Below are 15,594 nucleotides of genomic sequence, written 5' to 3' on the forward strand. Positions count from 1 at the left end.
AAATGATCCCCACATAGGTGAAGTCTGTGGAAAAAGAAGGTGCGCTATCTCAGCGAAAAATTGCGGTGATTATTCCGCCATGACCTGAGCGACGGGCATCATAAAGAGGGGTTGTTGGATAAATATTGATCTTACAGGGCAATTAAGACGAAATTTTTTTTGTTGTTGCCCTTGATGCTGAGAGACATGACCCCATCTTATTCTCAACCGCAGTTGTTACCGCCGGTCTTAAGCAATATCGGACAGTTGAAAAGCAAAAAACCGTCCGCATATAGAGTAACAACCTCAACGAATAATGAATTTTAGTGGAGACGTTTTAGATGGGTAGAATTATTGGAATCGACTTGGGTACCACCAACTCTTGTGTAGCGATCATGGATGGCACTACTGCACGTGTGCTTGAAAACGCCGAAGGGGATCGTACCACACCTTCAATCATTGCTTATGCGCAGGACGGTGAGATCCTGGTTGGCCAACCTGCTAAGCGTCAGGCCGTCACTAACCCGCAGAACACGCTGTTTGCTATCAAGCGTCTGATCGGTCGTCGCTTCCAGGACGAAGAAGTTCAGCGCGATAAAGGCATCATGCCTTACAGCATCGTTGGTGCTGACAACGGTGACGCCTGGATTGACGTTAAAGGCCAAAAAATCGCACCTCCGCAGATCTCTGCAGAAGTGTTGAAGAAAATGAAGAAAACGGCTGAAGATTACCTGGGTGAGCCAGTAACTGAAGCGGTTATCACTGTACCTGCATACTTCAACGATGCTCAGCGTCAGGCAACTAAAGACGCCGGCCGTATCGCAGGTCTGGAAGTAAAACGTATCATCAACGAACCGACTGCGGCGGCACTGGCTTACGGCCTGGATCGCGAAGTCGGTAACCGCACCATCGCGGTATACGACCTGGGTGGTGGTACTTTCGATATCTCTATCATCGAAATCGATGAAGTTGATGGCGAGAAAACCTTTGAAGTTCTGTCTACCAACGGTGACACCCACCTCGGTGGTGAAGACTTCGATAGCCGTCTGATCAACTACCTGGTTGAAGAATTCAAGAAAGATCAAGGTATGGATCTGCGTAACGATCCGCTGGCAATGCAGCGTCTGAAAGAAGCGGCAGAGAAGGCTAAAATCGAGCTGTCTTCTGCACAACAGACTGACGTTAACCTGCCGTACATCACTGCTGATGGCAGCGGCCCGAAACACATGAACATCAAAGTAACCCGTGCAAAACTGGAATCTCTGGTTGAAGACCTGGTTACCCGTTCTATCGAGCCTCTTAAAGTCGCTCTGAAAGACGCAGGCCTGTCTGTTTCCGACATCCAGGACGTTATCCTGGTCGGTGGTCAGACTCGTATGCCTATGGTTCAGAAGAAAGTGGCTGACTTCTTCGGTAAAGAACCACGTAAAGACGTTAACCCGGACGAAGCGGTTGCTATCGGTGCTGCTGTTCAGGGCGGCGTGTTGTCTGGTGATGTTAAAGACGTTCTGCTGCTGGACGTGACTCCACTGTCCTTGGGTATCGAAACCATGGGCGGCGTGATGACGCCACTGATCACCAAGAACACCACTATCCCGACCAAGCACAGCCAGGTGTTCTCTACCGCTGAAGACAATCAGTCTGCGGTAACCATTCACGTGGTTCAGGGTGAGCGTAAGCGTTCAGCCGACAACAAATCTCTGGGTCAATTCAACCTGGACGGTATTCAGGCAGCGCCACGCGGTATGGCTCAGATCGAAGTGACCTTCGACCTGGACGCCGACGGTATCCTGCACGTGTCTGCTAAAGACAAAAATACCGGCCGTGAGCAGAAGATAACCATCAAGGCATCTTCTGGTCTGAGCGAAGAAGAAATCCAGAAAATGGTTAACGACGCGGAAGCTAACGCCGAGTCAGACCGTAAGTTTGAAGAGCTGGTTCAGACTCGCAACCAGGCGGACCACCTGATCCACGGGACTCGTAAGCAGCTGGAAGAAGCCGGTGACAAACTGCCAGCCGAAGACAAAACTGCTATCGAAGACGCGTTGAAAGCGCTGGAAGTTGCAGCCAAAGGCGAAGACAAAGCTGAAATCGAAGCCAAGACCCAGGCTCTGGTTCAGGTTTCCGGTAAGCTGATGGAACTGGCTCAGCAGCAGTCTCAGGCTGAAGGCGGCGACGCGAGCGCGAAGAAAGACGACGACGTAGTCGACGCTGAATTCGAAGAAGTAAAAGATAAAAAATAATGCCCTTGAGGCAAAGTAATCGATACGTTCCCGAAAGTCTTTGAGATACAGGTAGGCGGCAAGTGAACTCACTTCAGGAGCTTACATCGGTAAGTGACTGGAGTGAGTGAGCACAGCCAACATCCCTATATTTCGAAGGATGAGGGGGATATTGATAACCAGCACGGGCGTCGAGGTAACTCTGCGCCCGTGCACGCATGTTGAGGGTAGCAAAGGCATGGCGAAGCAAGACTATTATGAGATTTTGGGCGTCTCCAAAACAGCGGACGAGCGCGAAATCAAAAAGGCTTATAAGCGCCTGGCGATGAAACATCACCCTGACCGTAATCAGGGCGATAAAGATTCCGAAAGCAAATTTAAAGAAATTAAAGAAGCTTATGAAATCCTGACCGATGCGCAAAAGCGTGCGGCCTACGATCAATACGGTCACGCAGCCTTTGAACAAGGCGGCATGGGTGGCGGTGGTGGTTACGGCGGCGGTGGCGGTGCGGACTTCAGCGACATCTTTGGTGACGTCTTTGGCGATATCTTTGGTGGCGGCCGTCGTCAACGCGCCAGCCGTGGCTCAGACCTGCGCTATAACATGGACCTGACTCTCGAAGAGGCGGTGCGTGGCGTAACCAAAGAAATTCGTATTCCAACGCTCGAAGAGTGTGACGTTTGCCACGGCAGCGGGGCGAAAGCGGGCAGCAAACCTGTCAGCTGTCCAACCTGTCACGGGCAGGGCCAGGTGCAGATGCGTCAGGGCTTCTTTACCGTACAGCAGGCGTGTCCGACCTGTCACGGCCGCGGCAACATCATTAAAGATCCGTGCACCAAATGTCACGGTCATGGCCGCGTAGAGCGTGCTAAGACTCTGTCAGTGAAGATCCCAGCGGGCGTAGATACTGGCGACCGCATCCGTCTTGAAGGCGAAGGCGAAGCCGGCGAGCAGGGAGCACCAGCAGGCGATCTTTACGTTCAGGTTCAGGTCAAGGCGCACAAGATTTTCGAGCGTGAAGGCAACAACCTGTACTGTGAAGTGCCGATCAACTTCGCGATGGCAGCACTGGGCGGCGAGATTGAAGTCCCAACCCTCGACGGCCGTGTGAAGCTTAAGATTCCGTCCGAAACACAGACCGGCAAGCTGTTCCGCATGCGCGGACGCGGTGTTAAATCCGTTCGCGGCGGCGCGCAGGGTGACCTGCTTTGTCGCGTGGTCGTTGAGACACCGGTCAACCTGAACGAAAAGCAAAAACAGCTGCTTCGCGATCTGGAAGAGAGCTTCGGTGGCGCATCGGGTGAGAAAAACAGCCCGCGTTCAAAAAGCTTCCTTGACGGGGTTAAAAAGTTTTTTGACGATTTGACCCGTTAAGTTCTTTTAAGGTTTTTAACGCCTTTTAAATCCCCGGCTGCAGAGTCGGGGATTTTTATTTGCCGCTAACCTGAGTACACTCCAATACTTATTTCGCGCCGTTATCATCGCGCGGACAGTGTTTCAAAAGGAGTATATAAAGTGACCAACCTGATTCGTCAGTTCCTGCGTATGGAAGCGTCGGGCGGAATTGTATTGATTGCGGCGGCGGTCGTCGCACTTTTAATGGCAAACACCTCACTCAGCGACCTTTACCTCAATTTCCTCAACTCTCCAGTATCCTTCAGCGTCGGCGGCGTCGGGCTAGACAAGCCCCTGCTGCTGTGGGTGAACGACGGGCTGATGGCAATTTTCTTCCTGATGGTCGGTCTCGAGGTGAAGCGTGAACTGCTGGAAGGTGCGCTTTCAAGCCGTGAGCAGGCGCTGTTTCCTGCGATTGCCGCACTGGGCGGCATGATAGTGCCCGCGCTTATCTATCTGTCGTTTAACGGTGCCGATGAAGTGGCCCGTCAGGGGTGGGCGATTCCGGCTGCGACCGACATCGCCTTTGCGCTTGGCGTGATGGCGTTGCTGGGTTCTCGTGTGCCGACTAGCCTCAAGGTGTTCCTGTTGGCGCTTGCCATCATCGATGACCTGGGCGCTATCGTTATTATCGCAGCCTTCTTCAGCCACGATGTTTCCGTTACCGCGCTGATGCTGTCGGTGCTGGCGATTGCGGCGCTGGCGTGGCTTAACTGGCGTGGGGTCACCAGGCTGACCCCTTACGTTATCCTCGGGATTTTCCTGTGGGTGTGTATCCTCAAGTCAGGCATTCACGCCACGCTGGCCGGGGTCATTCTGGGCTTCTTAATCCCGCTGCGTACCGAAGGCAAGACGTCGCCTGCGCGTTGCGTAGAGCACGGTATTCACCCGTGGGTCGCCTGGCTGATTCTGCCACTGTTTGCGTTTACCAACGCGGGTGTGTCGCTACAGGGCGTGTCTGGTGAAGGCGTGATGTCGCTGCTGCCAATGGGGATTGCCGCCGGGCTGCTGTTTGGTAAGCCGATCGGCATTATGCTGTTCTGCTGGGTGTCGATGAAGCTGAAGATTACGCGTCTGCCGCCGGGCGTGCGTTTTAGTCAGATTGCTGCCGTATCGGTGCTGTGCGGGATAGGCTTCACCATGTCGATATTCCTGGCGTCGCTGGCGTTTGGCGATGCGGATGCGTCGATGATGATCTATGCCAAGATTGGGATTTTGTTGGGTTCGGTACTGTCTGCGGTGATGGGATACCTGCTGCTGAGTCGCGCGTTGCCGAAGAAAGTGTGATCGGCACCCGCCAAATAACAGCAATAAAAAAACCGGCATATGCCGGTTTTTTTATCAAGCTCTCAACAAAATGCGATTATTGCATTGCGTTGATTTGCGCAGTCAGGTTTGACTTATGACGCGCAGCTTTGTTTTTGTGGATCAGACCTTTACAGGACTGACGGTCCACAATTGGTTGCATTGCGTTGAATGCATTTTGTGCAGCTTCTTTGTCACCAGCTGCAATAGCCGCGTGTACCTTCTTGATAAAGGTACGCATCATTGAACGACGGCTAGCGTTATGCTGACGGCGTTTTTCTGATTGTACGGCGCGTTTCTTAGCTGATTTGATGTTAGCCAAGGTCCAACTCCCAAATATTTTTCTATTGAGGACAATTCGAAGGCCGAGGAATATGCCTTTTCGGACTTCTTTTGTCAACGGATTTGTGCAAATAAGCGCCGTTTCTTTGCTCGAACTTCATCCGAACTTCAAGCGACGCTTGTTACGTTGTGATGGCGCAGGATTTTAACAGCTATCAGCCGCAGAATACAGCCCATCGCAATAAAATTCAGTTGAGAAGTGATTATTCTTCCAACAGAGATTGTTAATGCTGAGTTTTTTTGAGAAAACAGAAAGGATTGGCGAAAACGGGGTTTCAATGAAGCCTCACTGTTTTACAAGCGTCGAGTATAGAGACAATCTCCGGCCAAGTCGCCCTGATACCAAAAAAAATGCGGTATCGATGAGAGAATCCTGCGATCCCACGAATCGCTGGTTAACCTTATGGGCTGTACAAGGTATAATCCGCCGATTTCCTCTGTTTTGAGCCAGCTATGGATTTGAGCCTGTTATGGAGCTAATTCGCGGGATACACAATATTCGAGCGCGCCACCATGGGTGCGTACTCACTATTGGTAATTTTGACGGTGTACACCGTGGCCATCAGGCCTTGATCGAACAGCTGAAACTGGAAGGTCGCCGCCTGGGTTTACCGGTCATGGTAATGATTTTTGAACCTCAACCTCTGGAGCTTTTCGCCGCAGAGAAAGCCCCGGCACGCTTGACCAACCTGCGTGACAAGGCAAAGTATCTCGCCGAATGCGGGATAGACTATTTGTTGTGCGTGAAATTTGACCCGCGTTTTGCCGCGAACAGCGCTCAGGCCTTCGTGTCTCAGCTGTTGGTCGAAAAACTGGGCGTCAAATTCCTGACCGTCGGTGATGACTTCCGCTTCGGCGCTGCCAGACTCGGCGATTTCACGCTGCTGCTAAAGGCCGGTGCCGAATACGGTTTTGACATCGTCAGCACCCAGACCTTCCGCGAGGACGGTCATCGCATCAGCAGCACCGCCATACGCGACGCGCTGCGTGATGACGAGCTGGCGCTGGCAGAGAACCTGCTCGGCCATCCTTTCAGCATTTCTGGCAGGGTGGTGCACGGTGACAAGCTGGGCCGCACGATTGGCTTCCCGACCGCCAACGTCCCGCTCAAACGCCTGGTTAGCCCGGTTAAGGGCGTCTATGCGGTTGAGGTCATGGGCCTGGGTCCTGACCCGGTCCCCGGCGTGGCAAACATTGGTACCCGACCTACGGTCAACGGTGTCCGCAAGCAGTTGGAAGTTCACCTGCTCGACACCACGATAGATTTATATGGGCGCCACATTGACGTGGTACTCCGCGCAAAATTGCGCAATGAACAGCGTTTTGCATCGCTTGATGCGTTGAAGCAGCAAATTGCCAACGACGAGCAAACAGCCCGCGAGTTTTTCGGGCTGAAACTTTCTTGAGCGATAACCCATTTAGTAGCCCGGCTTCTAGCCGAAAAACGGAACCGAGAATCTTATGAGTGACTTTAAGAATACCCTGAACTTGCCGGAAACAGGGTTCCCGATGCGCGGCGACTTAGCCAAGCGTGAACCTGCGATGCTGGATAACTGGTACAAGCAGGATCTGTACGGGATTATCCGCGCGGCCAAAAAGGGCAAAAAAACCTTTATTTTGCATGATGGCCCTCCGTATGCGAACGGCAGCATTCATATTGGTCACTCGGTTAACAAGATTCTCAAAGACATTATCGTCAAGTCTAAAGGGATGGCCGGTTACGACTCGCCGTACGTTCCAGGTTGGGACTGCCACGGTCTGCCTATCGAACTGAAGGTTGAGCAGCTGATCGGCAAGCCGGGCGAGAAGGTCACGCCTGCCGAATTCCGTGCTGCCTGCCGTTCCTACGCTGCCGAACAGATTGAAGGTCAGAAAGCTGACTTCATCCGTCTGGGCGTGCTGGGGGACTGGGATCACCCATACCGCACCATGGACTTCAAAACCGAAGCCAATATCATCCGTGCGCTGGGCAAAATCATCAGTAACGGCCACCTGCTGAAAGGCGCTAAGCCTGTGCACTGGTGTACCGACTGTGGTTCTTCGCTGGCCGAAGCCGAAGTTGAATACTACGACAAAACCTCTCCGGCTATCGACGTAGCGTTCAACGCCGTCGATCCGACCGCCGTGGCGGCCAAGTTTGGTGCCACCGCTTTCCATGGCCCGGTTTCTCTGGTTATCTGGACCACGACCCCGTGGACCATGCCGGCCAACCGCGCTATCTCTCTGAACGCCGAGTTCTCCTATCAGCTGGTGCAGGTAGAAGACCGTTGTCTGATCCTGGCTACCGACCTGGTCGCCAGCGTGATGAAGCGTATCGGTGCAACCGAGTGGACCGTGCTGGGCGAGTGCAAGGGCGCTGACCTTGAGCTGATGCGCTTCCGCCATCCGTTCCTGGCGTTCGACGTACCGGCCATCCTCGGCGATCACGTGACGCTCGACGCCGGTACCGGTGCCGTACACACCGCACCGGGCCACGGTCCTGACGACTTCGTTATCGGCCAGAAATACGGTCTGGAAGTGGCTAACCCGGTAGGGCCAAACGGCTGCTACCTGCCAGGCACCTTCCCGGCGCTGGACGGCAAATTCGTGTTCAAGGCTAACGACATCATCGTTGAAATCCTGCGTGAGCACGACGCGCTGGTGCATTTCGAGAAATTCACCCACAGCTATCCGTGCTGCTGGCGTCACAAAACGCCAATCATCTTCCGCGCCACGCCGCAGTGGTTCGTGAGCATGGATCAGCAGGGTCTGCGCGCGCAGTCTCTGAAAGAGATCAAAGGCGTGCAGTGGATCCCGGACTGGGGCCAGGCGCGTATCGAAAACATGGTCGCGAACCGTCCTGACTGGTGTATCTCCCGTCAGCGTACCTGGGGCGTGCCAATGTCTCTGTTCGTGCACAAAGACACCGAAGAGCTGCATCCGCGCACGCTTGAGCTGATGGAAGAAGTGGCCAAACGCGTTGAGAACGACGGCATTCAGGCTTGGTGGGATCTCAACCCTGAAGAAATTCTGGGTGCAGACGCTGCCCACTACGTGAAAGTGCCAGACACGCTGGACGTATGGTTCGACTCCGGTTCAACCAGCTTCTCCGTAGTTGACGCGCGTCCAGAGTTCCACGGTCACGAGCCGGACATGTATCTGGAAGGTTCCGACCAGCACCGCGGCTGGTTCATGTCATCACTGATGATTTCTACCGCGATGAAAGGCCGTGCGCCGTACAAACAGGTTCTGACCCACGGCTTTACCGTGGATGGCAACGGCCGCAAGATGTCGAAATCTATCGGCAACACCGTGAGCCCTCAGGACGTGATGAACAAACTGGGTGCCGACATCCTGCGTCTGTGGGTGGCCTCGACCGACTATACCGGCGAAATCGCCGTGTCGGACGAGATCCTCAAACGTGCTGCCGACTCTTATCGTCGCATCCGTAATACCGCGCGCTTCCTGCTGGCGAACCTCAACGGTTTCGATCCGGCGCTGCACAGCGTGAAACCAGAAGATATGGTGGTGCTGGATCGTTGGGCCGTTGGCCGCGCGAAAGCCGCACAGGAAGAGATCGTTGCCGCTTACGACCGCTATGATTTCCACGGCGTAGTTCAGCGTCTGATGCAGTTCTGTTCCGTCGAGATGGGTTCCTTCTATCTGGATATCATCAAGGACCGTCAGTACACCGCGAAGAGCGACAGCGTGGCACGCCGCAGCTGTCAGACCGCGTTGTACTACATCGCCGAAGCGCTGGTTCGCTGGATGGCACCGATCATGTCCTTCACTGCTGACGAAATCTGGTCCGTTCTGCCGGGGGCTCGTGAGAAATTCGTGTTCACCGAAGAGTGGTATGACGGTCTGTTCGGACTGGCAGAGAACGAAGCCATGAACGACGAGTTCTGGTCCGAGCTGCTGAAGGTGCGTGGCGAAGTCAACAAGGTGCTTGAGCAGGCGCGTGCCGACAAGCGTTTGGGCGGTTCGCTCGAAGCTTCCGTTACGCTGTACGCCGATGACGCCTTGGCCGCTAAACTTAACAGCCTGGGCAACGAACTGCGCTTCGTGCTGCTGACCTCCGGTGCCAAAGTTGCTGCACTGGCCGACGCCGACGAAAACGCCATTCCGAGCGAACTGCTGAAGGGCCTAAAAATCGGTCTGGAAAAAGCAGAAGGCGAGAAGTGCCCGCGCTGCTGGCATTTCACCACCGACGTCGGTCACAATCCTGCACATCCCGAAGTGTGTGGCCGTTGTGCAACCAACATCGCCGGTGACGGTGAAGAGCGTGAATTTGCATAATGGGTAAACCAATCTGTTCTACCGGACTCCGCTGGCTTTGGCTGGCGGTTGTTGTGCTGGTGCTGGATCTCGGCAGCAAAGTGTTGGTGATGAATCATTTCCAACTCGGCGAATCGCTGCCGCTGATCCCGTTTTTTAATCTGACCTATGCGCATAATCCAGGGGCGGCCTTCAGCTTCCTGGCGGACAAAGGCGGCTGGCAGCGCTGGTTCTTTGCGGCCATCGCACTGGTTATCGTGGTGGCACTGCTGGTACTGATGTACCGCAGCAGCGGCAAGCAGAAGCTGAATAACATTGCTTTCGCGATGATTATTGGCGGCGCGCTGGGCAACCTGTTCGATCGCATGGTTCACGGTTTTGTCATCGACTTTATCGATTTTTACGTTAAAGACTGGCACTACCCAATATTCAACCTGGCCGACAGCTTTATCTGCGTCGGCGCAGTGTTAGTTGTTCTGGAAGGCTTCCTGTCCTCTTCAGACAAAACGGCAAAAAGTAAGGGATAAGATAATGACCGAGCAGGTGATACACGACAGCGCGGTGTTGGTTCACTTCACGCTGAAGCTGGAAGATGGCTCCACGGCGGAATCAACGCTCAGTCACGGCAAACCCGCTTTGTTCCGACTGGGCGACGGCAGCCTGTCTGACGCGCTGGAAAACGAGCTGCTGGGTCTGCGTGTAGGTGACAAGAAAGCCTTCACACTCTCTCCGGAGTCGGCGTTCGGCACCAAAAGCCCCGATCTGGTTCAGTTCTTTCCCCTGCGCGATTTTATCGAGACTGGCGTGCCCGATGTCGGTACCATTATGCTCTTCACCACCCGCGACGGCAGCGAAATGCCGGGTGTGGTGCGTGAAGTAACAGAAGGTTCGGTGACCGTCGATTTCAACCATCCGCTTGCCGGACAGCATATTGATTTTGATATTGAAGTATTAGAAATAGACCCTGAAATGGAGGCGTCTCATGCAAGTTCTGCTGGCTAACCCGCGTGGTTTTTGTGCCGGAGTTGACCGTGCCATTACCATCGTAGAACGTGCCCTTGAGCTTTATGGTGCGCCAATTTATGTGCGCCATGAAGTGGTGCATAACCGTTACGTGGTCGACAGCCTGCGCCAGCGTGGCGCGGTGTTTATCGAACAGATTAGCGAAGTTCCAGACGGTTCCATTCTGATCTTCTCCGCGCACGGCGTCTCGCAGGCGGTTAGGGCCGAGGCAAAATCTCGTGACCTGACCGTGTTTGATGCGACCTGTCCGCTGGTGACCAAAGTCCATATGGAAGTCGCGCGCGCCAGCCGTAAGGGCACGGAGGCTATCCTGATTGGTCACGCCGGTCACCCTGAGGTCGAAGGCACCATGGGGCAGTACAATAACCCTAAAGGCGGCATGTACCTGGTCGAGTCTCCGGCCGATGTGTTCAAGCTGGACGTCAAAGACCCTGAAAATCTGTGCTTTATGACCCAGACCACGCTGTCCGTTGATGACACTTCCGAGGTTATCGACGCGCTGCGTGAGCGCTTCCCGAAAATAGTGGGGCCGCGTAAAGACGACATCTGCTACGCCACCACTAACCGTCAGGAAGCCGTTCGCAACCTGTCGGACGAGGCTGACGTGGTGCTGGTTGTCGGGTCTAAAAACTCGTCTAACTCCAACCGCCTGGCCGAACTGGCACAGCGCGTAGGTAAACCTTCTTACCTGATCGACTCTGCCGATGATATCCAGGAAGAGTGGGTGAAGGGCGCGCTTAGCGTGGGTGTGACGGCGGGCGCTTCTGCCCCGGATATTCTGGTACAGCAGGTGATCGATCGCCTGAAAACTCTCGGCTGTCTGGGCGTGGTCAACATGGACGGACGCGAAGAGAACATCGTTTTCGAAGTTCCTAAAGAACTGCGTATCGATATCAAAGCGGTAGGTTAAGTATTTAAAATCTTCCCCCACTGAAAAGTGGGGGAAGTTCAGCATAGTAAAACGGTTATATTAGAGCCTGAACAGGTTCTGTCCCGCCCCTCGTGCCGACGTTGTCACCTGCAACAATGCCCCTTCGATTTCCCCAGGATTTTCCAGACCGGTGCGCGCCGACGTAATAAACAGCTGATTCATCCCGGCACCGCCAAACGTGCAGCAGCTTGGCTGCGTGACAGGCAGCGGCAGGGCATCAAGCGTCAGCAACTCTCCCTGATTGATCTTCTGACGCAGCAGGCAATGGTTGCCCCAGCAGGCGGTCAGCAGCAGCCCGTCTTCACTCAGCGCGGAGCCGTCCGGCGTTTTATCGCCGGGTGAGTAGCACGACAGTTTCAGCGGATTAATACGCCGCGCGTTGCCCGAATAAAATCGCTTCCGCACGCTGTCGGCAAACCACACTTTTCCCTCATGCCAGGCCAGCGTATTGGGGGTGCCTACGTTGTCCATCATCAGCACCGGGGCTGCATCGCCCGTTTCATAGCGATACCATCCGCCGATTTTGTCTTCTTCTTTAATGTCCATGGTGCCAAACCACAGAGAACCGTCGGGGGCGACCGCCGCTTCATTGGGGCGAGTGCCTTCCGCGCCCGCATAGCCACACAGCAGGGAACGCTTTTCACTCAGGTAGTCGTAAAGCGCCAGGCCGTCCTGCGCGACCAAGAGGAAGAGGTCCTGCTGGTCGGTGAGCAGTGCGGCGCTGGTCAGTGACGGAAGTGCCCGTGTTTCGAAGGAAGCCGTTTCAGGCCAATAGCGCAGCAGGCGTTGATTAAGAATATCGACCCACAGCAGAGACTGGGTACGCTGGCACCACACCGGGGTTTCGCCCAATTCGGCGCGATAGTCCGTTACGGTGACTATCTCAGAGCGCAAAAATGCTGACATGAACGTTTCTCCAGCAGAGGCTAAAAGGTATTTGTTTGATGAGTTTAGCCGTGCATTGCGGCCAGTGGAAAGAGAAAGCTGTGCGTAGACTGACGCAGGGCATAAAAAAAGCCTGCTGAAGTTTTCAGCAGGCTCGAACTTCTCGATCTCTTTATCTGTGTCTTGAGATAAAGGGGAGTTATTAGAAGTTGTAGTACAGACGCACCAGGTTGAGATCGCCGATCTTGTCGGTAGAGTTGGTGATCATGTGCTCGAAGTCGACCTGGAAGCCGTAATCAAGTTTCACAGCCACACCCACACCGTTGTCGGTACGCTGGTAATCACGTCCGCTCACATACTTCAGATGGTCACCCATGAAGTAAGGCTGCACGCTCTTGATGGCGAATTGCTTAACCGGGATGTTGTAACCGGCATAGTATTCGACGCCCCACGCGTTGCCTGCGAAGTAGTCCTGATCGTTGTTCACTTTGGTGGTCAGGAAGTTGTGATACCAGCCGCCGCCTGCAGACAAGGTCCAGTTGCCCGGTGTCCATGACAGAGCGGTACCCAGAATGCTCTGGTCGTAGTCTTTAGAGCCGCCTGCCGCACCCCGGTTTTTAACTTCTGCGCTGGTGTAGTTGTATGCGCTACCCCATGCCAGGTTGTCGGTGATGTGCCAGTTTGCACCAACAGAACCGCCGCCTTTACGTTTGTAGGCCAGGTTGTTGGATTCAAGCAGGTCGTCGTCGGAGAACAGGTAAGCGGCATAGAGATCGACCGGACCTGCTGCATATTTATATTTCAGCTGCTTACGTGAACGATATGAACCGTCGTAGTCACCGTTGATACCGTTACCCGGTGCCTGGGCCAACATGTCGTCATCCCAAACGTCGGTTTTCGCGCCGACAACATCATAGTAGATGCTGTTTTGCTGACCGTAGGTCAAAGTACCGTAAGTCTTGCTCTTGAAACCGGTATACAGCTGACGGCGAGTCGTATGGTGCGCGCCTTCAGCATAGTGGTCGTCCCAGCCGAAGACCGACGGAATGTTCACGCCGAGTTCGTAGTAACTGATCCAGTGAACGTCGTCAAACAGGAAGTAGTCAGCGGTGAAGCGGAAACGTGTGCCGCCGTCATAGCCGTTATTTTTGTAGGAACCTTTATCTGAGCCGCCCATGGTATTTTGGAACTGAGGACGGATGCTGCCACCGACTTTAAAGTCGAGACGGCTAAGCAGATCGTAAGGCTGAGGATCCTGTTTAATCAGCGTTATTTCTGCTTGTGCAGCGAAAGATGCGCCGCCTAAAAGTAGGCCAGCAACGACTGTTTGTGAAACCCTATTCATTTTAAATTTCATAAAAACTCCAGGTGCCAATACTGTGTTGGCATCCTAATTTTCCCTAGCTATACACGAGGGGGGATTAACGAGCATGTAACAGCCGTATTGCAATCCGTCTCGTTTTATCACTGACTTTCATTGCGCAACAGGCTGGTTCGCTTAATAATATTTAATTGCTAATTCAATGGTTTACCGATATTAAAGATTGGCTTATTTATCTTCCTGCCTCTGCAATAATGTTTCGACTTAAAATTAGCTGGCTATTTATTATCATAAGGGTTCAATAAAATCCAATAACGAAATATGAATTATTTATATCAGGCTTAATAAATTGATCTGCATCCGGGAAACGTGCAAAAAAAGAGATAATGCCTGTGCAGGTTATTCATCTGTATGCATGATTATTCATTTAAGTGAATTGCATTGTCTTGAGGGTTGTTATTGCTGGTTTTTTCAGCAATGTCGAAAGTGAAGGGCGAGGCTTTCGACCCGACGCGAAATAGGTTTTACTGATGTTAGCGTGCCTATATCATAATTTTCTAATTATGAGGCAATTTCACTAGCCGTGATGGAATGGGGTGGTTAACCTGATTCTGTTTTACGAAGCACACATTAATAAAGAGAGAAATTATGAGCAAAGCTGATATCCGCATGGCGATTGCCGGTTCCGGTGGGCGCATGGGTCGCCAGCTGATTCAGGCCGTACAGCAGGCTGAAGGTGTGGTTCTGGGCGCGGCGTTAGAGCGTAAAGGTTCTTCACTTGTGGGTACTGACGCAGGCGAACTCGCCGGTGTAGGCGCGATTAACGTTAAAGTCAGTGACAGTCTGGAAGCGGTAGCCGGTGATTTTGACATCCTGATCGATTTCACACGCCCCGAAGGGACTCTCGAGCACCTGAGCTTCTGTCTGAAACAGGGTAAAGGCATCGTTATCGGCACTACGGGGTTCGATGATGCAGGTAAAGCGGCAATTAAACAGGCTGCCGATGAAATTCCCGTCGTTTTCGCCGCGAACTTTAGCGTAGGCGTCAACGTGGTGCTAAAGCTGCTTGAGAAAGCGGCAAAAGTGATGGGTGACTACACCGATATAGAAATCGTTGAAGCACACCATCGTCACAAGGTCGATGCACCTTCAGGTACTGCGCTCGCTATGGGTGAAGCCATCGCGGGTGCGCTAGGCCGTGATCTGAAGGACTGCGCCGTCTATGCCCGCGAAGGCCATACCGGTGAGCGTGACCCGATGAGCATCGGTTTCGCCACCATTCGCGCCGGGGATATCGTCGGTGAACATACTGCGATGTTTGCTGATATTGGCGAGCGTGTAGAGATAACGCACAAGGCCTCAAGCCGCATGACTTTCGCCAATGGCGCAGTTCGTGCTGCTAAATGGGTATCACTCAAGAAAAATGGTCTCTTTGACATGACAGATGTCTTGGGTCTCGAAGATTTATAAGGTTCTCCAACAATCGTGATGTGGTTGTTTTTATCATAAGTTTTTGATGGAAGGGCAGTTATTTTATTGCCCTTTTCTTTTGTCTTAAAAATAGCGCCTTCAGTTGCTTTTTAATTCCAAGTTACCTTTTGTTGGCATTTACCCGGTTTTTTCTACCGTTTTGAACATAAAGTAGCCGCTCAATTTCTCTTCATTCGATTATAGTAAACAAAATAACGATTTTTTCAGATAACCCCGCTCGCAAACGTTTACTATGCTTACTTATCCTATCCTTTTATCGCTATTTGACGTTCATTTCGCTGAGTGATGCGAAAAACACAAAAATAATGGCGCTTTGGGTAGACAAACCCCACGCCCATCATTAGAATGCGCGCAATTTGCCAAAAATTAGCTTTTAGGGTAGAAAAATAACCGCTCTGAGTGCAATTTTTGCATTGATTAGGTCATTCGATCTGAATTAATA

Annotated in this window: 12 protein-coding genes; 9 read left to right on the plus strand and 3 right to left on the minus strand. The window is 53.0% G+C overall.

The features are described from left to right. Positions 1 to 320 precede the first annotated feature (320 nt). The 3 genes from dnaK (at position 321) to nhaA (ending at position 4,884) form a co-directional block, all read left to right on the plus strand. Positions 321 to 2,222, plus strand: a complete 1,902-nt coding sequence (gene dnaK / locus BS640_RS01580; protein ID WP_017493689.1) for a molecular chaperone DnaK — start codon at positions 321 to 323, stop codon at positions 2,220 to 2,222. Between the two features lie 217 nt (positions 2,223 to 2,439). Continuing rightward, the gene (gene dnaJ, locus BS640_RS01585; RefSeq protein ID WP_026110772.1) at positions 2,440 to 3,576 is read left to right on the plus strand and encodes a molecular chaperone DnaJ; all 1,137 of its coding nucleotides are present in this window, start codon (positions 2,440 to 2,442) and stop codon (positions 3,574 to 3,576) included. A 141-nt stretch (positions 3,577 to 3,717) separates the two neighbouring features. Continuing rightward, positions 3,718 to 4,884 carry a Na+/H+ antiporter NhaA gene (gene nhaA / locus BS640_RS01590; RefSeq protein WP_084911712.1) on the plus strand — a complete coding sequence of 389 codons (1,167 nt, stop codon included), beginning with the start codon at positions 3,718 to 3,720 and terminating at the stop codon, positions 4,882 to 4,884. A gap of 76 nt (positions 4,885 to 4,960) precedes the next feature. Here the strand turns inward: nhaA and rpsT are convergent, their stop codons facing one another. After that, positions 4,961 to 5,224: a 30S ribosomal protein S20 gene (gene rpsT, locus BS640_RS01595; protein ID WP_045048604.1), complete on the minus strand. Its 264-nt coding sequence runs from the start codon at positions 5,222 to 5,224 to the stop codon at positions 4,961 to 4,963. 490 nt (positions 5,225 to 5,714) lie between these two features. Between rpsT and ribF the strand changes: the two genes are divergently transcribed. From ribF to ispH, 5 genes are read left to right on the plus strand one after another with little or no spacing between them, the layout of a single operon-like run. Next, the gene (ribF, locus tag BS640_RS01600) at positions 5,715 to 6,650 is read left to right on the plus strand and encodes a bifunctional riboflavin kinase/FAD synthetase (RefSeq protein WP_084911714.1); all 936 of its coding nucleotides are present in this window, start codon (positions 5,715 to 5,717) and stop codon (positions 6,648 to 6,650) included. A 55-nt stretch (positions 6,651 to 6,705) separates the two neighbouring features. Continuing rightward, complete coding sequence (ileS, locus tag BS640_RS01605; RefSeq protein WP_017493694.1) at positions 6,706 to 9,522, plus strand: isoleucine--tRNA ligase; 2,817 nt, start codon at positions 6,706 to 6,708, stop codon at positions 9,520 to 9,522. Then, positions 9,522 to 10,028, plus strand: a complete 507-nt coding sequence (lspA, locus tag BS640_RS01610) for a signal peptidase II (RefSeq protein WP_017493695.1) — start codon at positions 9,522 to 9,524, stop codon at positions 10,026 to 10,028. The genes ileS and lspA overlap by 1 nt, the downstream gene beginning before the upstream one ends. A gap of 4 nt (positions 10,029 to 10,032) precedes the next feature. Then, positions 10,033 to 10,503, plus strand: a complete 471-nt coding sequence (gene fkpB, locus BS640_RS01615) for an FKBP-type peptidyl-prolyl cis-trans isomerase (protein WP_017493696.1) — start codon at positions 10,033 to 10,035, stop codon at positions 10,501 to 10,503. Beyond that, positions 10,484 to 11,434, plus strand: coding sequence for a 4-hydroxy-3-methylbut-2-enyl diphosphate reductase (ispH, locus tag BS640_RS01620; protein ID WP_017493697.1), 951 nt, complete (start codon positions 10,484 to 10,486; stop codon positions 11,432 to 11,434). The genes fkpB and ispH overlap by 20 nt, the downstream gene beginning before the upstream one ends. Positions 11,435 to 11,494: 60 nt before the next feature. Here ispH and BS640_RS01625 read toward each other — a convergent pair whose 3' ends face one another. Together BS640_RS01625 and BS640_RS01630 are read right to left on the minus strand one after the other, a co-directional pair. Beyond that, positions 11,495 to 12,361, minus strand: coding sequence for an SMP-30/gluconolactonase/LRE family protein (locus BS640_RS01625; protein WP_017493698.1), 867 nt, complete (start codon positions 12,359 to 12,361; stop codon positions 11,495 to 11,497). Between the two features lie 181 nt (positions 12,362 to 12,542). Continuing rightward, a complete protein-coding gene (locus tag BS640_RS01630) occupies positions 12,543 to 13,697 on the minus strand; it encodes a porin (protein ID WP_017493699.1) in 1,155 nt (384 codons plus the stop codon). 612 nt (positions 13,698 to 14,309) lie between these two features. On the opposite strand from BS640_RS01630, the gene dapB reads away from it, so the two are divergent. Beyond that, a complete protein-coding gene (gene dapB / locus BS640_RS01635) occupies positions 14,310 to 15,131 on the plus strand; it encodes a 4-hydroxy-tetrahydrodipicolinate reductase (protein ID WP_017493395.1) in 822 nt (273 codons plus the stop codon). The last annotated feature ends 463 nt before the right edge of the window (positions 15,132 to 15,594 follow it).

It is taken from the genome of Rouxiella badensis, from assembly GCF_002093665.1.
Taxonomy (GTDB): domain Bacteria; phylum Pseudomonadota; class Gammaproteobacteria; order Enterobacterales; family Enterobacteriaceae; genus Rouxiella; species Rouxiella badensis.